The sequence below is a fragment of the Streptomyces roseicoloratus genome, assembly GCF_004117935.1.
GTDB lineage: Bacteria > Actinomycetota > Actinomycetes > Streptomycetales > Streptomycetaceae > Streptomyces > Streptomyces roseicoloratus.
The window spans coordinates 85,266-105,297 of record NZ_SDOY01000152.1 but is presented as its reverse complement, the minus strand read 5'-3'; the positions used below and the strand labels follow the sequence as shown (position 1 = coordinate 105,297).

21 protein-coding genes and 1 other RNA gene are annotated in these 20,032 nt (G+C 71.9%); 9 read left to right on the top strand and 13 right to left on the bottom strand.

Translation table 11 applies throughout. From position 1 onward, the window contains the following. Positions 1–22: 22 nt before the first annotated feature. An RNA gene (gene rnpB / locus ESG85_RS26320) (RNase P RNA component class A) lies at positions 23–421 on the top strand. Positions 422–824: 403 nt separating this feature from the next. Here the strand turns inward: rnpB and ESG85_RS35530 are convergent. The 5 genes from ESG85_RS35530 to ESG85_RS26295 form a co-directional block, all read right to left on the bottom strand. After that, on the bottom strand, positions 825–1,127 hold the full coding sequence (locus tag ESG85_RS35530; protein WP_128983423.1) for a DUF6087 family protein: 303 nt from the start codon (positions 1,125–1,127) through the stop codon (positions 825–827). 17 nt (positions 1,128–1,144) lie between these two features. Continuing rightward, positions 1,145–2,308: an ATP-grasp peptide maturase system methyltransferase gene (gene tgmC, locus ESG85_RS26310; protein ID WP_128983421.1), complete on the bottom strand. Its 1,164-nt coding sequence runs from the start codon at positions 2,306–2,308 to the stop codon at positions 1,145–1,147. After that, positions 2,305–3,264, bottom strand: a complete 960-nt coding sequence (gene tgmB / locus ESG85_RS26305) for an ATP-grasp ribosomal peptide maturase (RefSeq protein ID WP_128983464.1) — start codon at positions 3,262–3,264, stop codon at positions 2,305–2,307. The genes tgmC and tgmB overlap by 4 nt, the downstream gene beginning before the upstream one ends. Positions 3,265–3,269: 5 nt before the next feature. Further along, on the bottom strand, positions 3,270–3,530 hold the full coding sequence (tgmA, locus tag ESG85_RS26300; protein ID WP_128983419.1) for a putative ATP-grasp-modified RiPP: 261 nt from the start codon (positions 3,528–3,530) through the stop codon (positions 3,270–3,272). Positions 3,531–3,609: 79 nt separating this feature from the next. Then, positions 3,610–3,816 carry a hypothetical protein gene (locus ESG85_RS26295; protein WP_128983417.1) on the bottom strand — a complete coding sequence of 69 codons (207 nt, stop codon included), beginning with the start codon at positions 3,814–3,816 and terminating at the stop codon, positions 3,610–3,612. Positions 3,817–4,163: 347 nt separating this feature from the next. On the opposite strand from ESG85_RS26295, the gene ESG85_RS26290 reads away from it, so the two are divergent. After that, positions 4,164–5,420, top strand: coding sequence for a helix-turn-helix domain-containing protein (locus ESG85_RS26290; protein WP_128983415.1), 1,257 nt, complete (start codon positions 4,164–4,166; stop codon positions 5,418–5,420). A 16-nt stretch (positions 5,421–5,436) separates the two neighbouring features. Beyond that, the gene (locus ESG85_RS26285) at positions 5,437–5,790 is read left to right on the top strand and encodes a hypothetical protein (protein ID WP_128983462.1); all 354 of its coding nucleotides are present in this window, start codon (positions 5,437–5,439) and stop codon (positions 5,788–5,790) included. 334 nt (positions 5,791–6,124) lie between these two features. Here the strand turns inward: ESG85_RS26285 and ESG85_RS36255 are convergent, their stop codons facing one another. Both ESG85_RS36255 and ESG85_RS26275 read right to left on the bottom strand, forming a co-directional pair. Beyond that, entirely contained in the window at positions 6,125–7,099 is a 975-nt protein-coding gene (locus ESG85_RS36255) for an excalibur calcium-binding domain-containing protein (RefSeq protein ID WP_246095288.1), read from the bottom strand. 205 nt (positions 7,100–7,304) lie between these two features. Beyond that, positions 7,305–7,646, bottom strand: a complete 342-nt coding sequence (locus tag ESG85_RS26275) for a MazG-like family protein (protein ID WP_128983413.1) — start codon at positions 7,644–7,646, stop codon at positions 7,305–7,307. A gap of 44 nt (positions 7,647–7,690) precedes the next feature. Here ESG85_RS26275 and ESG85_RS26270 point away from each other — a divergent pair, with 44 nt between their 5' ends. Then, positions 7,691–8,710, top strand: coding sequence for a hypothetical protein (locus ESG85_RS26270; protein WP_128983411.1), 1,020 nt, complete (start codon positions 7,691–7,693; stop codon positions 8,708–8,710). A 51-nt stretch (positions 8,711–8,761) separates the two neighbouring features. Continuing rightward, entirely contained in the window at positions 8,762–9,094 is a 333-nt protein-coding gene (locus ESG85_RS26265) for a nuclear transport factor 2 family protein (protein WP_128983409.1), read from the top strand. Positions 9,095–9,278: 184 nt separating this feature from the next. On the opposite strand, the gene ESG85_RS26260 is transcribed toward ESG85_RS26265, so the two are convergent. Further along, a complete protein-coding gene (locus ESG85_RS26260) occupies positions 9,279–10,022 on the bottom strand; it encodes an SDR family oxidoreductase (RefSeq protein ID WP_128983406.1) in 744 nt (247 codons plus the stop codon). A 217-nt stretch (positions 10,023–10,239) separates the two neighbouring features. Between ESG85_RS26260 and ESG85_RS26255 the strand changes: the two genes are divergently transcribed. Continuing rightward, positions 10,240–11,607 carry a multidrug effflux MFS transporter gene (locus tag ESG85_RS26255; RefSeq protein WP_128983404.1) on the top strand — a complete coding sequence of 456 codons (1,368 nt, stop codon included), beginning with the start codon at positions 10,240–10,242 and terminating at the stop codon, positions 11,605–11,607. 34 nt (positions 11,608–11,641) lie between these two features. Then, a complete protein-coding gene (locus ESG85_RS26250; RefSeq protein ID WP_128983402.1) occupies positions 11,642–12,637 on the top strand; it encodes a small ribosomal subunit Rsm22 family protein in 996 nt (331 codons plus the stop codon). A 30-nt stretch (positions 12,638–12,667) separates the two neighbouring features. On the opposite strand, the gene ddaH is transcribed toward ESG85_RS26250, so the two are convergent. Further along, positions 12,668–13,558 carry a dimethylargininase gene (ddaH, locus tag ESG85_RS26245; RefSeq protein ID WP_342781384.1) on the bottom strand — a complete coding sequence of 297 codons (891 nt, stop codon included), beginning with the start codon at positions 13,556–13,558 and terminating at the stop codon, positions 12,668–12,670. A gap of 407 nt (positions 13,559–13,965) precedes the next feature. Here ddaH and ESG85_RS26240 point away from each other — a divergent pair, with 407 nt between their 5' ends. Continuing rightward, positions 13,966–14,655 carry a TetR/AcrR family transcriptional regulator gene (locus ESG85_RS26240; RefSeq protein ID WP_128983398.1) on the top strand — a complete coding sequence of 230 codons (690 nt, stop codon included), beginning with the start codon at positions 13,966–13,968 and terminating at the stop codon, positions 14,653–14,655. 96 nt (positions 14,656–14,751) lie between these two features. Then, a complete protein-coding gene (locus ESG85_RS26235; protein ID WP_128983396.1) occupies positions 14,752–15,534 on the top strand; it encodes a bifunctional DNA primase/polymerase in 783 nt (260 codons plus the stop codon). A 111-nt stretch (positions 15,535–15,645) separates the two neighbouring features. On the opposite strand, the gene ESG85_RS26230 is transcribed toward ESG85_RS26235, so the two are convergent. Genes ESG85_RS26230 through efeO form a run of 4 tightly spaced genes read right to left on the bottom strand, consistent with a single transcriptional unit; the run spans position 15,646 to position 19,967 of the window. Beyond that, on the bottom strand, positions 15,646–16,656 hold the full coding sequence (locus ESG85_RS26230; protein ID WP_128983395.1) for an SCO2278 family lipoprotein: 1,011 nt from the start codon (positions 16,654–16,656) through the stop codon (positions 15,646–15,648). Beyond that, positions 16,616–17,500, bottom strand: coding sequence for an iron uptake transporter permease EfeU (efeU, locus tag ESG85_RS26225; protein ID WP_128983393.1), 885 nt, complete (start codon positions 17,498–17,500; stop codon positions 16,616–16,618). Before efeU ends, ESG85_RS26230 begins: the two co-directional genes overlap by 41 nt. Before the next feature lie 18 nt (positions 17,501–17,518). After that, positions 17,519–18,793: an iron uptake transporter deferrochelatase/peroxidase subunit gene (efeB, locus tag ESG85_RS26220; RefSeq protein ID WP_128983390.1), complete on the bottom strand. Its 1,275-nt coding sequence runs from the start codon at positions 18,791–18,793 to the stop codon at positions 17,519–17,521. A 13-nt stretch (positions 18,794–18,806) separates the two neighbouring features. Next, a complete protein-coding gene (gene efeO, locus ESG85_RS26215) occupies positions 18,807–19,967 on the bottom strand; it encodes an iron uptake system protein EfeO (RefSeq protein ID WP_128983388.1) in 1,161 nt (386 codons plus the stop codon). Positions 19,968–20,032: the final 65 nt, after the last annotated feature.

Genomic DNA, 20,032 nt, shown 5'->3' with positions numbered 1-20,032 from the left:
GTAGCATGGTCGGCACGGCAGACGAGCCGGGCGGGCGGCCGCGTGAGGGTCTTCGGATCCTCCCGAGGAACGTCCGGGCTCCACAGGGCAAGGTGGTGGCTAACGGCCACCCGGGGTGACCCGCGGGACAGTGCCACAGAGAACAGACCGCCGGGGACCTCGGTCCTCGGTAAGGGTGAAACGGTGGTGTAAGAGACCACCAGCGCCTGAGGTGACTCAGGCGGCTAGGTAAACCCCACCCGGAGCAAGGTCAAAAGGGGACACTCCGGTGTCCCTGCGCGGACGATCGAGGGCTGCCCGCCCGAGTCCGCGGGTAGACCGCACGAGACCGGCGGCAACGCCGGTCCTAGATGGATGGCCGTCACCCCGACGACCGCGAGGTCCCGGGGCACAGAACCCGGCGTACAGCCCGACTCGTCTGCCCCTCAGGCTTCTGACCTGCGATATCGCACGTCAGAAGCCTTCTTCTGTGGAATCGTGGGTGTCGCCTCACCCCTGTTTGTACCGGTTGAAACCGAACCCCACCGCTACGAAGGTAGCCATGAAGGTAGCCACGCTGGGCGGCTTGGCGTGGGTATCGGCTGGGCCGTCCTCGAAGCAGACCCACGCGGCTGGCGGAACCGGAGTGTTCTGCGCTCAGGCGCTCAGGCGGTCAGGGCTGTCAGAGCGTAGCGAGTGTCACGGGCCAGCCACATCAGATACACCCGCTGGGCCCATGGGTCATCGGATATGTCGTTGCTCACGGGCGGCATTGTGCCGTCGGTGGTCTACCGGGTGGGAGAGGATTTCAGCGGTATGGCATGGGCCGCCACTGACCCGCCGATTTATCGGGGCGTCGGAGGTTTCCGATGTCTGCCGGTCCCGGGGCCGAGCTTCGGTGTCGCCTCAGAGGCAGAGGGAAGGGCAGCCTCGGTGTGGGGAAAGAGGAGGAGTCTTGCTTCCGCGAGATTCGCCGCGAAGCCGTGCGGCTCCCACAGATGGCCGTTCCACCGCTGGATCGCGCGGGGTGCATCGGGGTTCATATGCGATGCCCTCGGGCCGTCGCCGTTCACGAGGGGGATGGCGCGGAGCTGCCCGATCCTCGCGTCGCGACGCTCGGCCCACTGGGAGAGCGGTTCGTCGTCCATGTCCGGAGCGTAGTGGGTCAGGCGATCCGGTGCTCCCAGCGCAGAGAGGGCGCCTGGTCAATCCAGTACCGGTGGGACGTGGGCGTCACGCGGAGCCGTACGGAGTCGATCTCCGGCGCCCCGGCGTCCCGCCAGGCCACGAGAGAACGTTCCACGTCATCCCACAGGGCCACCGGACCGCCTTGGCGGACGATCCAGTTCTCGCCGTCGACGAGGAACTCGGCGAACGACTCCTTCTCCGGATTGAACAGGTACCGCAAGGGCGAGCCATCACGGCCCGACGCGCGGACAAAGTGAACGCCGGGCGCCGCCAGCTGAGCGAGGAAGGCGGGCATCCACTCCTCCAGGACAAGAGGAGACATCCGGGTGCGCCGCTCACTGTCCGCGTACGCGGTCCGGGCGGAGAGATCGCCGGCCATGGGGGCCACGGCCTGGGCCCGCGCCTGCATGAAGGAGGAACTCCCGACGATCGAGCCCTCGGCGGTGCCGTCATCGCCGACGGCCAGTTTCGCGAGGCCGGTTCCCCATGGCCACGAGCCGACCGTGCCGAGCACAACGCCTCCGGGTCTCGTCTGCCTGATCCACGCGTACGGGATGCGGCGGACCGCGCAGGTGGCGATGACCCGGTCGTACGGTGCTCGGTACGGGTGGCCGAGGAGCCCGTCGCCCGTCACCGTCCATGTCGAGAAGCCGACGGCTTCGAGAGCGGCATCGGCGCGTGCGGCCACTTGTGCGTCGACCTCGACCGTGGCGACGTTGTCCTCGCCGAGGTAGTGGCACATCAGGGCTGCGGAGTAGCCGGTGCCTGTGCCGATCTCCAGGACTCGGTGGCCCGTCGCGAGGTCCAGGGTCTCGATCATGCCGACGACGGTGGCCGGGTCGGTCGAGGAGGACGTGGGCACGCCCACGACGCGTTCGTCGGCCTGGTCGGCGGTGAGTTGGCCGTCGAGCTGGGTGGTGAGGGTGTCTACGCTGTATGCGATCTTCAGCCACTCGTCCGGATTCGCGTCGTTGGCGGTGACGGGCCGCCAGGTCCGCCCCTCGTCCAGGAAGACTCCCGGGCGGAGGAACCGCTCGCGGGGGACGGACTCGACGGCCTTACGCAGCCAGGCGGATTTCAGGACCCCTCGATTCATGAGAACGGTCGCCATGCGGCGTCGCTCGGATGCCGGGTCGGTCATCGGCGATCTCCTTGTACGAGCAGGTCGGCGAAGGCAGCGGACATCGGGAGGCCGGTCTCGGTCTCCAGCCACCCCCACTGTCCGTTGGGATTCAGTTCCAGCCACCAGTAGTACCCCGCCCGGTCGACCGCGAGATCGAAGCTTCCCGAGACCAGATCCAGCCGGTCCAGATAGGCACGCAGTCCCTTGGTCACCCCGTCGGGAAGGTGCTCCACGGTGTAGGTCAGGGCGCTGTAGTCCTTGCGCCAGTCCAGGAGGTCGGAGTCGATGCGTACGGCGAACGTGTGTCGGCCTACGAGCAGTACGCGGACGTCGGCGACCTTGTCCACGCGGGCCTGGAACAGATGGGGCGCGACCCGAACGCTGTCGTCGATCTCCTCGGGCGCGACGGGGGCAGCCCACCCTGTCACCGGTACGCCATCACGCGTGTAGGGGGTCCATCGCAGTGTCTTGAAGATCGCCTGCCCCTGAGCCCGGACGAACTCGCGGGCCTCGTCCGGGTCGTTGGTGACAAGGGTGGGAGGGATGGTGAAGCCGAGTTGCTGGGCGAGAACGAGCTGCGCGGGCTTGTAATCGGCTGCGGCAACGCGCAGGGGGTGGTTGACCCAGAGCGGGCCGTCCAGGGCGTAGAGGGTGCCCCCCAATCCGTAGCGGACCTGCGCCGCCGCGAACCGGGAGTCGTCAGCGGACAGGTGGGGAAACGTGGGCCATTCCGGGCGGCGCCAGTACACCGACCGGACCTGAGACACATCAGCGGTTCTCGACGGGGTGCACACCTGCCCGACCACCGGGGCCGGGCAGGTGCCGAACTGAGCCGAGACCGTGAGGTTTTCGCCGATGTCGGCGGGGTTGAACCGGACCACCGGCACATGGCGCCGGTTGAGTTCGGTGATCACCATGTCGGCGGTGATGTCGTCCGCCTCGGTGGCCACCAGAACCGGCCTCTCCTCGGTCATGGCCATCAGTCCTGCGTGCTGTCCTGATCGTGACCCTGGTCGTTCCGGGAGTCCGAGTTCGTCGTCGTGGAGGTCTCGGTGCCCGAGCTGGTGCCGTGCTTGCCCATCTCGACCACCTGCCCGACGCGGTCGCGGAACACCCCGAGCTGCGTCGTGGGGTCGACGGCGACCGTGGCGTGGGGTCGGCGGATGACCGCCGGGTAGGGCGCGAGTCGGCCCGCACCCCACGGGCGTGTGGGGGAGGGGAGTGCAACAGAGGTGGTCATGAGACTCCTTGTATTGAAGGGCGCGGTGCGGGAATGCGTCTGCGCCAGGGGGCGCGGACGGCCATCTGCGGGCCGCGGCTCAGGGGCGAGCGGCCTGGATGTTGTCGGCCGCGGTCGTCCACTCGACTCCGGACGCGGGCCGGATGTGCGCGATGCGGACCGTGCCGTGGCTGTGGAGCTCGTGTGTGACGGCGACGAGCACGCCCTCCCCACGCGAGGCGATGTCACGGACAAGCGTGTCCAGGAGCGGGTGGTGCTCGTAGCCGTCGGAACCGACCGGGTTCACTCCTGCGGCTCCTGTCGGGCCTCGATGCGGCGCATGAACTTCTCCCAGCCGCCGGCCGCCCGCACGCGAAGAGCCCGGCTCGGCGCACCCGGCCGGGGCTCTGGCGGCGTGTACATACGGCCACTGTCGCCAGAGTTCCTGCGGGGCAGTCCGGAGGTTGTCACTCGGTCGCTCCTCCCGTGGTGGGAGCCGCCGAAGGGTCCTTCGCCCTCCGAGCGGCGTGTGACCAGTCAACGACGATCCGTTACCTTCTCCCAGAGCGGACGTCGCGCAATACCCGGGCGTTTTCCAGGCGTTGGCGCGTGGCGGGTATGAGTGCGTGAAAGGGTTCTCGTGAGGGGAGGCCTATGACGTCGAGGCGAAGGCACTTTGCGGAACGACGCGCGGCCCGGGGTTACTCTCAGGAGGAATTCGCAGAAGTGCTCTCGGTGGCCGCGTCCACCGTGGTCCGTTGGGAAAGTGGTCGTGCCACCCCGCGTCCTCATCAACGGCCGAAGATCGCAAGGCTGTTGGGAGTGACCCTGCCCGAGCTGGAAGCCCTTCTCTCCGAGGAACAGCCGGCTGAGACAGCCGGGCTCTCCGCTGTTCCACCCCTCCTCCATGGTGATGATGGCGACATGAAGCGCCGCGAAGTCCTGGGTCTGCTCGCCGTTACGGGTGCGCTGGTCGCGCTTCCCGATGCCGGTGACGCCACCCGAGGGCGCGCAGCGTCGACGCTCTTGGAGACGGGGGACGCCTTGCATCGCAGCCTCTGGCAGGTCTACGCGCTATCGGACGCCAAGCATGTGGTCTTCCCTGCGGTGCGCGCACAGCTCGATGTGATGGCGAAGGGGCTGGCCGAGACCCGTACGGCTGTGGATCGGTCCCGGTTGTGTCGGATGACGGCTGACCTCTACCAGCTCGTCGGCGAGCTGTTCTTCGACGCCAACCGGTACACCGACGCCGCGCAGTGCTACACATTGGCCGCCAACGCGGCCTACGCCGGTGGCGACCACGACCTGTGGGCGTGTGCCATGACGCGCCACGCGTACGTCGAGCTGTACGCGCGTCGCGCGCACGCTGCCCAGCCCTTGCTCGCGGCAGCTTTCCGCATCGCCCGGAGGGGCGACGACACTCTCTCCACCCGTCACTGGGTCGCGGCCGTCCAGGCGCAGGCGTACGCGGCCGTGGGCGATCTCGCCGCGTGCAACCGGGCTCTTGACGAAGCCGAGAAAGTGCACACCCTCGACAGCGCTCACTCCCACAACGGCGGCTGGCTCCGCTTCGACGGCTCCCGCCTGGCAGAGGAGAGAGGGGCCTGCTACCTCCAGCTGGGCCGCCCTGATCTCGCCGAGGAAGCGCTCACCGCAGCCCTTGCCCAACCCCTGTCCCTGCGTCGCCGAGCTGCTGTTCTCAGCGACCTCGCCGTGCTCGGGGCGCACAGGCGGGACATCGATCAGGTCGTGCACTACGCGGAGCAGGCACTCGGACTGGCCGACCGGTCGAATTCGGGATTCATCGGCAAGAAGCTGGACGGGCTTCGGGGGCGTCTTGCCCCGCTCATGTCCGATGACCGAGTCTCGACTCTTGATCACCGAATCGCGGCGCTTCCGCGCACCGCATGACGAGAGGGACACGCGCATGAATGACGGCCGGATCTTCCGCGAGGCGTGGATCGACGGTGTGAACAAGCATTACCCCGGCGAGCCCAAGCCTGGCTACGTCACGCCGTGGGACGACACGCCCGCGTGGGAGCGCGAAGCGGCCACCGCCGTGTACGGGCAGGTGCGCGACTTCATCGAGGTCAGCGGCGGGCACGCGGCCCGGCTCACCCGCGAGCAGAAGGGGCGATTCGTTGCGATCTGCTGGACCGCCCAGATGTTCCGGCATTTCGAAGACCCGAAGCCCGGATATGTCGCCGACTGGTCCGACCTGCCGGTCTGGCAGCGGGAGACGGACGCGGACATCTTCGAACGCATCGAGGGGACCGTCTGAATCTCAGGAGCGACGACGTCCCCGTCCGGGCCGATCCGGGCGGGGACGTCTTGTTACGTAGCCATCAAAGTAGCCACGGAATCGCCATCCCTGCACGTTTATGCAGGTCCTTGCGTTGCGCCGACAGTCCCCGGCGTACAGCCCGACTCGTCTGCCCCCATCTGGGCTTTGTCGCGGAAAGGGCCTCTGGCCTGCGCCGGAGGCCCACCTTGGCGCCGCGGCAGCGGCAGCCGCGGCCATCTGGCTCCGGACCTGAAGAGCCTGGGCGCAGCTCAAGGGCCGCCCTCGGCCGGCGTCTGGTGCCCACGGCACCCGGCCTCCGGCCGGACCAGTCCTAGCTGTCGCAGGCGATGCCGTCGCCGTCCCGGTCGAGGGCGGAGCGGTATCCGGGCTCGCCGCGGCGGATCGGGGCGGCGCCGGCTGCTCGGGCGGCCGTGCAGTTCTTGTAGTAGACGCTGTCGGATCCGCCGGAGGAACCGCCGGAGGACCCTCCCGACGACGTGCCGCCCGAGGAACTGTTCGAGTCGTCGCTGTCGTCATGCGTGGGCACCGGGTCCGGATGGAGCTCGGTGGACTCGTTCTCCGGGCAGGGCGTGCCGGGGGCGGTCACCTTCAGGTCGGCCGTGGTGGTCGCGGGATCCTCGATCTCCTCGCCCGCCTCCGGGTTCTGGAAACAGACGCTCCAGTCGTCGACGTCGGCAGGCAGGGTCACGTCGGTGTAGGCGGCGTCCGCCCCGATCTGCCGGAGCGCGAGGGGCTTCAGCGTCTCGGACGCCTTCGCGAAGGTCCGGCCGACGACCTTCGGCATCCTCGGGTACGGGATGGGTTCGCCGTCCTTCGCCGGGCACGGCCACTCGTTGCGCACCACGCCGAAGTCGAGGGTGGGCATCGAGCCCGCCTTCTTGTCCGCCGGGGTCTGGAAGCAGACCTTCCAGTTGTCGTCGTCCCACTGCCCCGCGTCCTTGTCGGAGGCGTCATGGGAAATGGCGTCGTACCCGGCCTCGTAGGCGGCGGCCTTCGCCGTCTTGAGGTTCTGCCCGACGTAGTCGGGCGGCGCACTCGGCGTGGGGCTCGCTGAGGGAGTGGCCGTCGCGGGCGCCTTCGGCTTCGCCTCGTCCTTCACGGCCGGATCCTTCGGCGGGTTGCCGAGGAAGGGCGTCAGGAACCACAGGCTCGCGAGGACGGTGGCGACGATCTTGACCGTCCGGCTCCAGTGGCTCAGCCAGGCGAGCGCGATGCCGGCGGGCGGAAGGACGACCAGGGCGGCGATGACCAGCGCCGGATGCTGCCACCAGCGCCGGGGCGGCACGGGAGGCCCCTGATACGGAAACGGGGGAGGGGGAGGCGGGCCGTACGGCGGGGGCACCTGGGCGTATCCGTGGCCGGGCGGCGGAGGTTGCGTCATGGGAAGCTCCACGAGCAGGGGACCGAGCGGCGCTCAACATACACAGAACGTTCACGCTTTTCACTGCTTGTGCACGAATCGAGACGTACGGAAGCCGATGCCACCGGTCTCACGTGTCGGTTGTCGCCCGAGGCGCCTTCAGTGACCGCGCCGCCACCCGCTCCACATGCCGTGCGAAGACCTCCGGCGCCGTCGGCGTCAGGGTCCGCAGGGCGACCATCGCCGTGATGATGACGTCGCACAACTCCGCCTCGACGTCCTGCCGGCCGTGACTGTGCCCCTTGCGCGGGTTGACGCCCCTCGCGCCGATGACCGCCTGGGCGGCCTCGCCGACCTCCTCCGAGAGTTTGAGGACGCGCACCAGGATCTCCTCGTCACGGGGCAGCTGCTGATGGGTCGTGAGCCACTGCTGGAGGAGGGTCACGGTGTGCCAGGCGGCGGTGTCCGTCATGGAGGCAAGACTGCCAGGTCGTGGACGGGCGGTAGGGTGCGCGGATGATATTCGGACGTGGGCGGTTCACGGCCGCCGTGGCGGACTTCGGCAGCGCCGTACGGGCGCACGACGCCGAGGCCGCCGAGAAGGCCTTCGGGGCCCTGCAGAGCACCTTCGACGGGGCGGACGACGCCGAACTCCACGAGGCGGCGCCCCGGCTGGCCGCCCTGCTGCCCGACGTGCCGCCGGGGCCGCGGGCCGTGGTCGCCGTGGTCGTCGGCGCCTGCGTCGAACGCGGCGCCGACCCGGTGGCCTGCGCCCCGGCCGTCTTCGCCGCCGTACGCGAGGCGTTCGAGACGGCCGGGGACTTCGCCCGTCGCTGGACCGCCGAGGGCCGCGGCGAGCTGCCCGGCCACGACGGCGAGGGCCTGACGGAGGAGGACGTCGAACGCTTCGGGTACGGGGCGGTCGCGGCCTGGCAGTCGCTGGAGCCCTTCGAGATGGCCGGGGTCGCGATGCTCGGCTCGCCGGCCGTGCGGCGCGGTGTCCCGGGACGACCGGAACTGCTCGCGGCCGTCCGGAACGCCGCCGAGGCGGCGGACGACCGGTTCCGGTTCAAGCGCCTGGAGTACGCGCTGGCCGTGCTCGACGACGAACCGATCGTCGCCATCGACCGGGTCAGCGGCGCCGGCTTCGCCCTGCGCGCCTCCGGAATCGGCGACAACTTCCAGCTGCACACCCTCCTCGCCCACGCCCTCATCGGCGGCGGCCACCTGCCGGGCGACGCGCCGTCCGCCGAGGCCGTCGCCCGCTGCCGGGACGAGGCGGGCCTGGTGCCCACCACCGGGTCCTTCAACCTGGTGGGCGCCGACGGCGAGTGGATCTGGAACGAGGGCAACCCGTCCGACATCCCCGTCGTCGGCGGAGTGCGCCTGCTCGTCCTCGACCCGCCGCCCTACGCCCGCAGCTGGGACGCTGGGCGGTTCTTCCCCCGGATGGCCGGCGACCTCGTCCTCGAACGCGTCCTGGCGCCGGAGGAGTCGGCAGCACTGCTCGCCCAAGTGGCCGACCCCGTACGCTGACGCGCGGCCGGGTTCCCCGGGCGGAGGGCCGGGCCGGTGTACGGGTAGGGCATGACCATTCCCGTGGACCGGCTCAGCGACCCCGTCGTGCGGGCCTTCGTGACCGCTCTCAACGCCAATGACCGGGAGGCCTTCTTCGGGCTCCTGACCTCCGACGCCTCCATGTCCGACGACGGCACCGACCGGAACCTCGAGGAGTGGACGGAGCGGGAGATCTTCTCCTCCAACGGGCGCATGGAGGTGGAGGACGAGAACGAGGGCGGCCGCACCCTCGTCGCCACCTACACCAACGACACCTGGGGCTCCATGCGCACCGCCTGGCGCTTCACCGTGACCGACGGGAAGGTCTCCCGCTTCGAGACCGGGCAGGCACCCGCCGACTGACGATCGCGGCCGACGGCGGCGGGGCAGGGGGGCGACGACCCCCCTCCGCCGAAGGCGGGACTCCGCGGCGAGCGGCGCTGCGGCGCGCGCCCGTTCCCCGCCCGTCCCCCGCCGTCGGCGGGTAGCGGTCGCGGTAGGGGTAGCGGGACTCCGCGCCGCCCCCGGCCGCGCCTGCCGGAGTTGCTCAGCCCCGCCCGATGTACGGCATCGTCGTCGCCATCACCGTCGCGAACTGCACGTTCGCCTCCAGCGGCAGCGCCGCCATGTGGACCACCGTCGCCGCCACGTCCGCCGCGTCCATCACCGGCTCCACCGCCAGCTCTCCGTTGGCCTGGAGGATCCCGGTCTGCATCCGCGCCGTCATCTCCGTCGCCGCGTTGCCGATGTCGATCTGACCGCACGCGATCCGGTACGGACGGCCGTCGAGCGACAGCGACTTCGTCAGGCCCGTCATCGCGTGCTTCGTCGCCGTGTACGCGATCGAGTGCGGGCGCGGCACGTGCGCCGAGATCGAGCCGTTGTTGATGATCCTGCCGCCCTGCGGCGACTGCTCCTTCATCGTGCGGAACGCGGCCTGCGCGCACAGGAACGCGCCCGTCAGGTTCACGTCCACCACCGACCGCCAGGTCTCCGGATCCAGTTCCTCCACCGGAACCCCGCCGCCCGCGAACGTGCCCGCGTTGTTGAAGAGCAGGTCCACCCGGCCCCATCGGGCCCGTACCGTCTCGAAGAGCGACGCCACCTGCTCCGCCGACGTCACGTCCGTCGGCACGCACAGGGACCGCCCGGCCGGCACGGCCGCCGCCGTCTCTTCCAGAGGCTCCGCCCGGCGGCCCGCGAGTGCCACCGACCAGCCCGCCGCCGCGAGGGCCCGCGCCACGCTCCGGCCGATGCCCGAACCCGCTCCCGTCACCACTGCGATGCTCATGGGCGCGCAGCGTACGGCAGGCCGGCCAGGGGTGAGACGGACTGTCCGACCTGTGGATGTTCTGTACCCGACAAGCCGCTGACCCCCTGCCCACTGCCCCCTGCCTCTTGCCCGGCACCGCGGCCCCGTGCCCCGCGCCGCCCCTCGTACCGCTCCCCCTGGCACCTGCCTGACACGCGTAACCTTGCCGAGGGATTTCGACGAAACGGAGCAGCCGATGCCGGAGAGCGGCCGGGCCACCGCCAAGGACAGCAGCACCCACATACCGACACCGGCAGCGCCGCAGCCCGCCTCGGCCCCACCGCCCGCCTCGCCCGCATCCGAATCCGACACGCGCGCCCCGGCGCCCGCACCCGACACGCGCGCCCCCTCGACCGCCTCCGCCCGGCGTGCCGGGCTCCTCGTCACCCTCGTGCTCGGCGGGCTCACCGCCCTCCCGCCGCTCTCCATGGACATGTACCTGCCGGCGCTGCCCGAGGTCACCGAGTCGCTGCGCGCCCCCGCCTCCACCATCCAGCTCACCCTCACCGCCTGCCTCGCCGGCATGGCGCTCGGGCAGCTCGTCGTCGGTCCCATGAGCGACAAGTGGGGCCGGCGGCGGCCGCTGCTCGTCGGCATGATCGTGTACGTCCTCGCCACCGCCGTCTGCGCCTTCGCCCCGTCCGCCGGGCTGCTCATCGGCTTCCGGCTGGCCCAGGGCCTCGCGGGCGCCGCCGGCATCGTGATCGCCCGGGCCGTCGTCCGCGACCTGTACGACGGCGTCGAGATGGCCCGGTTCTTCTCGACCCTCATGCTCATCTCCGGCGTCGCGCCCATCGTCGCCCCGCTCATCGGCGGCCAGATCCTGCGGATCACCGACTGGCGGGGCGTGTTCCACGTCCTCACCGCCGTCGGCCTCGTCCTCACCCTGGTCGTCTGGCGCTTCCTCCACGAGACCCTGCCGCCCGGCCGGCGGCACGCGGGCGGCGTCGGCGAGGCGCTGCGCACCATGCGCGGACTCCTCGCGGACCGCGTCTTCACCGGCTACATGCTGGCCGGCGGCCTCGCCTTCGCCGTCCTCTTCGCCTACATCTCCGCCTCGCCGTTCGTGGTCCAGGAGATCTACGGCGCCTCCCCGCAGACCTTCAGCCTGCTCTTCGGGCTCAACTCGGTCGGTCTCGTCGCCGTCGGTCAGATCAACGGCAAGCTGCTGGTCGGACGGGTCAGCCTCGACAAGGTGCTCGGCTGGGGCCTCGGCGTCATCCTGCTCGCCGCCACCGCCCTGCTCGTCATGACCAGCGGTCTCCTCGGCGACCCCGGACTGCCGGCCGTGGCCGCCGGGCTGTTCGTGCTGATGTCGGCGATGGGCCTCGCGATGCCCAACACCAACGCCCAGGCCCTCATGCGCGCCCCGCACGCCGCCGGATCCGCCTCCGCCCTGCTCGGCACCACCTCCTTCCTCATCGGCGCCGTCGCCTCCCCGCTCGTCGGCATCGCCGGCGAGACCACGGCCGTCCCGATGGCCGTCGTCCAGGTCGGCTGCGCGGTCGCCGCCCTCGGCTGCTTCCTGCTGCTGTGCCGCCCCCGGCGCCCCGCGACGTCCTGACCGGCCCCCGCGCGCCGAACCCTAGAATGTCGAGGTGAACGCCTCCCTTCCCTCCGCCGACACCCTGCGCAGCGCGCTCGGCGCGGTCCTCGACGGGCTGCCGCCCCGGCAGGCCGCGCAGGCCGTCGACCGGCTGATCGCGAACTACCGGGGGGCCACGCAGACCCACGCGCCCGTGCTGCGCGACCGGTCCGACGTCGCCGCCTACGCCGCGTACCGGATGCCGGCCACCTTCGAGGCGGTACGGGACGCGGTGTACGCCCTCGCGGACGCCGCGCCCGACTGGACGCCCGCCACCCACACCGACGTCGGCGGCGGGACCGGCTCGGCGAGCTGGGCCGTCGCGGAGGTCTGGGAGGGCGCGGCCCGCACCACCGTCCTCGACTGGGCCGAACCGGCCCTCGCGATCGGTGAGGAGCTCGCCCGCGGCGTCTTCGACGCCGAATGGCGCCGGGAGCGGATCGGCGGGGCGCTGCGGCTCGCCGACACGGACCTGGTGACCGTCTCGTACGTCCTGAACGAGCTCACCGAGGCCGACCGCACGACCCTCGTCGCCGAGGCCGCGCGCGCGGCGCGGGCCGTCGTGGTCGTCGAGCCGGGCACGCCCGACGGCTACGAGCGGCTGATCGCCGCCCGCACCCTGCTCGTCGAGGCGGGCTTCACCGTCGCCGCGCCCTGCCCGCACAGCGACGCCTGTCCGATCGTGCCGGGCACCGACTGGTGCCACTTCGCCGCCCGGGTCAGCCGCTCCTCGCTGCACCGGCAGGTGAAGGGCGGCTCGCTGCCGTACGAGGACGAGAAGTACGCGTACGTGGCCGCCGCCCGCTTCCCGGTCACGCCCGCGCCCGCCCGGATCACCCGCAGGCCGCAGATCCGCAAGGGTCAGGTGCTGCTCGACCTGTGCGGGCCGGACGGCCTCGCCCGCGAGACGGTCACCAAGCGGCACGGCGCCCTCTACAAGGAGGCCAGGGACGCCGAGTGGGGCGACCCCTGGCCCCCGGAACCCGAGGGTTCCGCCGCTCGGGACTGACCGGTCGGGACCGACCGGGCTCGCCCCGTCCTACGCGGTCCGGTCGGGACCGACCGGGCTCGCCCCGCCCTGCGCGGCCGGCTGCTCCTGTGCGGCCCGTAGCTCCTGCGTGCAGCACTTCACGCTGCCGCCGCCCTTGAGCAGCTCGCCCAGGTCCATCCCGACCGGCTCGAAGCCGAGGGCCCGCAGCGGTTCGAAGAGGCCCACGGCCGCCTGCGGCAGCAGGACGTGCCGGCCGTCGCTCACCGCGTTCAGGCCGAGCACCGCGGCGTCCGGGGCCGGGACGAGCAGGGCGTCCGGGAACAGCCGCTTCAGGACCGCGCGGCTGCCGGGCGAGAAGGCGTCCGGGAAGTACATGATCTCGTCCCGGGCGTCGTCCAGGACGCACAGCGCCGTGTCCAGGTGGTAGTAGCGCGGGTCCACCAGCTCCAGGCCGATCACCGGCCGGCCGAAGAACTCCTGGGCCTCGCCGTGCGAGAGCGGACTGGAACGGAAGCCCTGGCCGGCCAGGATCCAGGAGGCGGTCACGGCGAAGTCGCCCTCGCCCTCGTTGACGTGCTCGGGAACCCGTACGTCCGCGTCCGGGTAACCGTTCCTGCGGAACCAGTCCAGGTGCGCCACGGCCTCGGCGGACCGCTCCGGGTGGGCGAACCTCGCGCCGAGCACCCGGCCGCCGACCACGGTCGCGCCGTTCGCCGCGTACACCATGTCCGGCAGCCCGGGCACCGGGTCGAGCAGCTCCACGGTGTGGCCGAGTGCGCGGTAGCGGTCGCGCAGGTCCTCCCACTGCGCGAGCGCGAGCGGCAGGTCGACCGGTTTCGTGGGGTCCATCCAGGGGTTGATGGAGTACGTCACCTCGAAGTGCGTGGGTGGGCACATGAGATAACGGCGGGGCGAGGGCTCACGCGGAGTGGTGCGCAAAGAGGGCTCCTCTACGGTCGCTGGACTAGAGCACGCCGGCGGGACCGGTCGTCGACGCCGATCGTGAGCCCATGGTCCGCTTTCCGGGGTCGGCGCGCAGTGGACCGTTCGGGTGGTTCGGACGGCGGGCGGGTCGCCGTACGGTGCGGGGCGGGTGCCTGTACGGAGGGCGGGCGGGTCGTCGTACGGTGCGGGGCGGGTGCCTGTACGGAGGGCGGGCGGGTCGTCGTACGGTGCGTGGCGGGTGCCTGTACGGAGGGCGGGCGGGTCGTCGTACGGTGCGGGGCGGGTCTGTACGGCCGGCGAGCGGGTCGTCGTACGGTGCTGGACGGGCGCCCGTACGGACGCGGGCGGGTCGCCGCGCCGGCGGCGAGACGTGGCGTCTCGCGAGCTGCTAGCGTGGACGCATGCCCGACACCTCCGACCCCTCCGCCGCGCCCCGCACGGCCGCCGCGGCCGCCGCGCCCCGTGCGGCCGCCGCCAAGGCGCCCGACGCCTCGCGCCGCAGCGAGCGTTCCCGCCGCGCCATCTACGTCGCCGCCCTCGACCTCGTCTCCGAGCAGGGCTACGCGAAGACCACCGTCGAGGGCATCGCCGCCCGCGCCGGCGTCGGCAAGCAGACCATCTACCGCTGGTGGCCCGCCAACTCCAAGGCCGCCGTCCTCATGGAGGCCTTCCTCGACCTCGCCCGCCAGGCCGCCGAGGCGGCGGGCGGCGACGGCGGGAGTGAGATCCCCGACACCGGTGACCTCGCCGCCGACCTCAAGCCGGTGCTCCGCGCCACCGTCGACGAGCTGAACGACCCGGCCTTCGACAGGCCCACCCGCGCGCTCGCCGCCGAGGGCATCGTGGACCCGGCGCTCGGCGCCGAGTTCACCGCCAAGCTGCTCGAACCCCAGCTCCAGGCCTTCGTGCGCCGCATCGAGGCCGCCCAGGCCGCCGGGCAGGCCGACCCCGGCGTCGACCCGCGGACCGCCCTCGAACTCTTCGTCGGCCCGCTCCACCACCGCTGGCTCCACCGCACCCTGCCGCTCACCCACGACTACGCCGACACCCTCGTCGATCTCGCCCTGCGCGGCCTGGCCGCGAAGGAGTGAGACCCCGGTTCCCGACTCCGGTCACCCGGGGCGCAGGATGGTGGGACCATGGAGAGCCCGTAGGACCGAACGGGCGAGCATGAGGTGAGGGGATAGATGGGCGACGGCATCGGCCGCTACCGCGGCACGGAGAGCAGACTCGCACAGTGGCTGCGCAGGCGCCCCAGGCGCACCGCGGCCGACATCGAGAACGACCGCGAGAAGTCGCTCCTGGCCGTCGCCGCCGCGGGGATGCCCATCGCCCCCGCCGCGTACCCCGTCGGCTACCGCTGTTCCTGCGAGCGGATCGGCTGTCCCACGCCGGCCCGGCACCCGGTCTCCTTCGCCTGGCAGACCCAGTCGACCACCGACCGCGCCCAGATCGAGCGCTGGGCCCGCAACCAGCCCGAGGCGAACTTCATCACCGCCACCGGCATGGTCCACGACGTGCTCGACGTGCCGCTCCCGGCCGGCCGGGCCGCCCTGGAGCGACTGCTCGCCGAGGGCGTCGAGGTCGGGCCCGTCGCCGTCTCCGGCGCCGGTGACGACCGGCCCGAGGACGAGGGCCGCATGCTCTTCTTCACCGCCACCCGCGGCACGCCCGAGGACGAGGACGAGTGGTGGCCGTGCGAGCTGGACTGCCACCCGGAGACCATGGACGAGCATCCGGGCCTGCGCTGGCACTGCCGCGGCTCGTACGTCCTGGTGCCGCCGTCCCGGCTCCCCGGCGACGAGGACAGCCGGCCGGTCCTCTCCTGGCTGCGCGGACCCGAGCACGCCCGGCCCGAGCCGCTGAGCCTCCTGGAGGCCCTCACGGACGCCTGCGCCCGCCACGCGGCCGCCCAGGCCGAACAGGGCACTCCCACCCCTCACGAACCCGCCTGGCCGCTGAGCCGCTGAGGCGATCGAGGCGCTGAGCCACTGGGCCGCTGGGCCGCAGATGGCGAGGCTCGGCGCCGCGCCGCCGGCCGGAGGCTCTGCTGCCGACCGACCGCGCACGCCCGCGACCCGCTACGAGCCCTCCGCCGCCGTCACGCCCTGCAGGCGGGCCAGGACCTCCACGGCGGCGGCCTGCGTGCCCGCCGGCTTCACCAGGGCGGACTGGCCGGTGACCCAGCGCTTGGTGATCGTGCTCTTCAGTTCGCCCGTCATCAGCGCCCGGACCTCCGGGCCCACCTTCGGGCGGTAGCCGGCCGCGGCCGTCTGGCGTTCGAAGTAGCGGGTGGCGAAGAAGACCAGGGCGCCGCCGTCCTCCGTCGCGAGGGCGAGCGGGGCGAAGTCGCCGCGGTTCTCGACCTGGTCGACGTACTGGGTGGCGAGGCCCGGGCGGGTTCCGGCCTTCCTGCGGTCGTCGCGCCAGCCGGTGGTGTGCGGGCCGGGCGCGAACGGCCCCTCCTGGCCGTCCTTCAGGAACGACACGTACCGCTCGCCCAGGTCCTTCGGCGGGACCGCGAGGGCGTCGCTGTCGGCGGCGACCGGCACCGCGTACCCGGCCTCCTTCTTGAAGGCGGGGATCTCGTCCGGCGTCAGGATCGACAGGTAGGCGACCTCCCACTGCTCGGCGGCGCTGCCGCGCACGAAGACCAGCAGCCAGCGGGTGTCGCCGCTGCCCTTGTCGGTGTCGCGGTTGGAGTCGGTGTCGGCGACGAACCAGCGCGGCCAGCCCGCCTTGCGGGGTATGACGAACCTCGCGTCCGTGAGCTCCAGCGGCACGTGGTTCTTGTTGCCGCCCGGGCTGGTCTTCTGGCGCGACCGCAGGCCCGCCTGGTTGATCTCGCCGAGCGGGCCGGTGACCACGCCCGCGTCCAGGGCGGGGTCGTAGGCCTTGTCGGCCCTGTTGTAGGCGTCGGTGAAGTCCTTGACGGCCTGTCCGGCCTCGGCCTCGCTCGCCGCCGGGATCGGCTCCCGCTCGCCGTGCACGGTCACGCATCCGCTCGCGCCCAGCGCGAGGACGGACGCCGTGACCGCCGCGAGGAGCGTGTCAGCCTGCCGCCTCGGCCCGGTTCGCCTCAGCCTTCTCATCGGTCTCGGTCGCCCTCTGTTTCTCCACCCGCCTGGACGGACCCGACCCTACCGGGGCCAGGAACACGGCGAGCGTGGGGATCAGATACAGCGCCCACACCGTGACCTGAAGGACCGTCGGATCGGGCTGGAAGTTGAACACGCCCTTGAGCAGCGTGCCGTACCAGGTGTCCGGCGGGATCGTCGAGGAGATGTCGAAGGCCTTGTTCCCGAGCCCGCCCAGGAAGCGCGCCTCCTGGAGGTCGTGCACGCCGTACGCGAGGACGCCGGCCGCCACCACGACCAGCATGCCGCCGGTCCAGGTGAAGAACTTCGCCAGGTTGATCCGCAGCGCGCCCCGGTAGAACAGCCAGCCCAGGAACACCGCCGTGAGCAGACCGAGCACCACGCCGGCCAGCGGCGCGTACGTGCCGTCCGACGAGGCCCGTACCGACGCCCACACGAACAGCGCCGTCTCCAGGCCCTCGCGGCCCACCGCGAGGAACGCGGTCGCGACCAGCGCGCCCGTGCCCATCCGCAGGGCGGCGTCCAGCCTGCCGTGCAGCTCCGCCTTCAGGTGCCGGGCGGTGCGCCGCATCCAGAAGACCATCCAGGTCACCAGGATCACGGCGAGGATCGACAGCGAGCCGCCGAGCAGCTCCTGCGCCTCGAAGGTCAGCTCCTGCGAGCCGAACTCCAGGCCGGCGCCGAAGGCCAGCGCGAGGGCGACGGCGACGCCGATGCCGGCCCAGACCGGCTTCAGGGCGTCGCGGCGGCCGGTCTTCACGAGGTAGGCGATGAGGATGCAGACGACGAGGCTGGCCTCGAGCCCCTCACGCAGGCCGATCAGATAGTTGCCGAACACGTCGGACTCCTTCCTGGATTACGCGAACAGCTCCCGGCCCCACCAGTCGTCCTTGTCGCGGACGCCCGGCGGGACCGCGAAGATCGCCGAACCGACGTGCTGGATGTACTCGTTGAGCGCGTCCGCGCGGGCCAGCGAGGTCTGTACCGGGATGAAGCCGGTGCGGACGTCCCGCTGGTACGCGAGGAAGAACAGGCCGGCCTCCAGACGGCCGAGGCCGTCGGTGCCGTCGGTGAAGGAGTAGCCGCGGCGCAGGATGGTCGCCCCGGCGTTGGTGTCGGGGTGCGCCAGGCGCACGTGCGAGTCCGGCTTCATCGCCTTCAGGAACGGCTCGTCGTGCTCCCCGGCCTTGCCGACCGGAGCGCCTTCCTTCTTGTCGCGGCCGAAGATGTCCTCCTGCTCGGCGAGCGGGGTGCGGTCCCAGGTCTCGACGTTCATCCGGATCCGGCGGGCGACCAGGTACGAGCCGCCGCCCATCCAGGCCGCCGGGCCCCGGGCGTCCTCGCCGGACACCCACACGTGCTCGTCGAGGCGGGCGGTGTCGGTGCCCGCGATGTTGCGGGTGCCGTCCTTGAAGCCGAACAGGTTGCGCGGGGTCTGGGCGTCCGGCGTCGTCGAGGACGTCTTGCCGAAGCCGAGCTGCGACCAGCGCACCGCGACCTTGCCGAAGCCGATGCGGGCCAGGTTGCGGATGGCGTGCACGGCGACCTGCGGGTCGTCGGCGCAGGCCTGCACGCACAGGTCGCCGTCGCTGCGGGCCCTGTCCAGGTTGTCGCCGGGGAACTTCGGCAGGTCGACCAGGGCCGCGGGCCGCCTGCCGGCGAGCCCGAAGCGGCCGTCGAAGAGCGAGGGGCCGAAGCCGATGGTGAGGGTCAGCCGGGAGGGCTTGAGGCCGAGCGCCTCGCCGGTGTCGTCCGGCGGTGCCTCCGGCAGGCCGCCGTAGGCGCCGTCGCCGACCTCGTGACCCGCCGTCATGCGCTCGGCGGCCCGGGTCCAGTCCTGCAGGAGCCGGATCAGCTCCGCGCGGTCCTTCGTCTTCACGTCGAAGGCCGCGAAGTGCAGCCGGTCCTGGACGGGCGTGGCGATGCCGGCCTGGTGCGCGCCGTGGAAGGGGACGGCGCCGCCGGCCTCGGCGGCCGGCACGGCGTCGGACCCGCCGCCCCCGGCCAGGGCCACGGCGCCGCCCGTGGCGGCGGCGCCGAGCGCGAGCCCGGCCCCGCCCCAGCCGATGACCGTGCGGCGGGAGGGTGCGGTGCCCTCCCGGTCCGCCCGGTCCCGGGTGTCCTCGCTCATCGTGGTGCCCCCTTTACTTCACGACCGCGGCGGCGAGCTTGGAGAGCGGCTCCGCCAGGGCGTTGACGCCGTCGGACAGCTCCTTGCGCTGCGGCTCGGTCACCTTGTCGTAGGAGGTGAACACGTACGCGTTCTTGTCGGCGCGGTGCGTGTCGAGCAGCGTGTTCAGGGCGGCGAACTGCTTGTCGAGCTCGGCGACCAGCTTCGGGTCGTTCTTCTGCGCGACCGGCTTCAGCAGTTCGAAGGACTTCTGGGCGCCCTCGACGTTGGCCTTGAAGTCGACCAGGTCGGTGTGGGAGTAACGCTCCTCCTCGCCGGTGACCTTGCCGGTGGCGACCTCGTCCAGGAGCTCCTTGGCGCCGTTGGCCATGGAGGTCGGGGTGATGTCGGCCTTGCCGACGCGCTTCACCCAGTCCGCGAGGTCCTTGTCGAGGAGGTCGGCGAGCTGCTTCTCGCGGTCGCCGATCTTCTTGTCCTGCCACAGCGCCTTCTCCAGGCGGTGCCAGCCGGTCCAGTCCTTCGCCGGGTCCTGGCCGGCCTCCAGGCCGTCCTCGCGGACGTCGACCTTCGGGTCGATGTCGCCGAAGGACTCGGCGACCGGCTCGGTGCGCTCCCAGCCGATGCGGGAGTCGGCGTAGGCGGCCTTGGCGGCCTCGACGTCGCCGGCCCGGACGGCGTCGGTGAACTTCTTCACCTTGGGCAGCGTCGCGTCGGCCTGCGCCTGCACGTACTGGCGGTAGGCGGCGACGGCGGCGTCCATCTCGGGGGAGCGCCGGGCGGCGCCGGTGCCGGCGCCGGTGGCCTTGACCTGCCGGCGGATGCCGTCGCCCTTCATGCCGGGCTTGCAGGCGATCACGTAGTCGCCCGCCTTGATCTCGGCGGTGATGGTGGCCTTGGTGCCGGGGCCGATGTTCTCGCGCTCGGTGACGATGCGGTCGTCCGGGTGGAGGACGTAGACCTCGGTGACCTTGCTGCCGCGGTTCTCCACGTTCAGCGTGAGGTGGCCGGCCGGGAAGTCGGTCCTGGAGACCTCGCAGGAGTCGTCCTTCGCGACCACGGTGACCGCGCCGTCGGCGCCCTTGGCGTCGTCGCTCTTCTGCGTGCAGCCCGTGACGGCGGCCAGGGTCGCCGCGGTCGCGGCGGCGGTGACGACGGAGAGGCGGACGGCTCGCATGGGGGCTCCACGGGGGGACGCAGGGGCGGGGACGGGGGTGAGGCGGACCTAACTTAACCGAGACT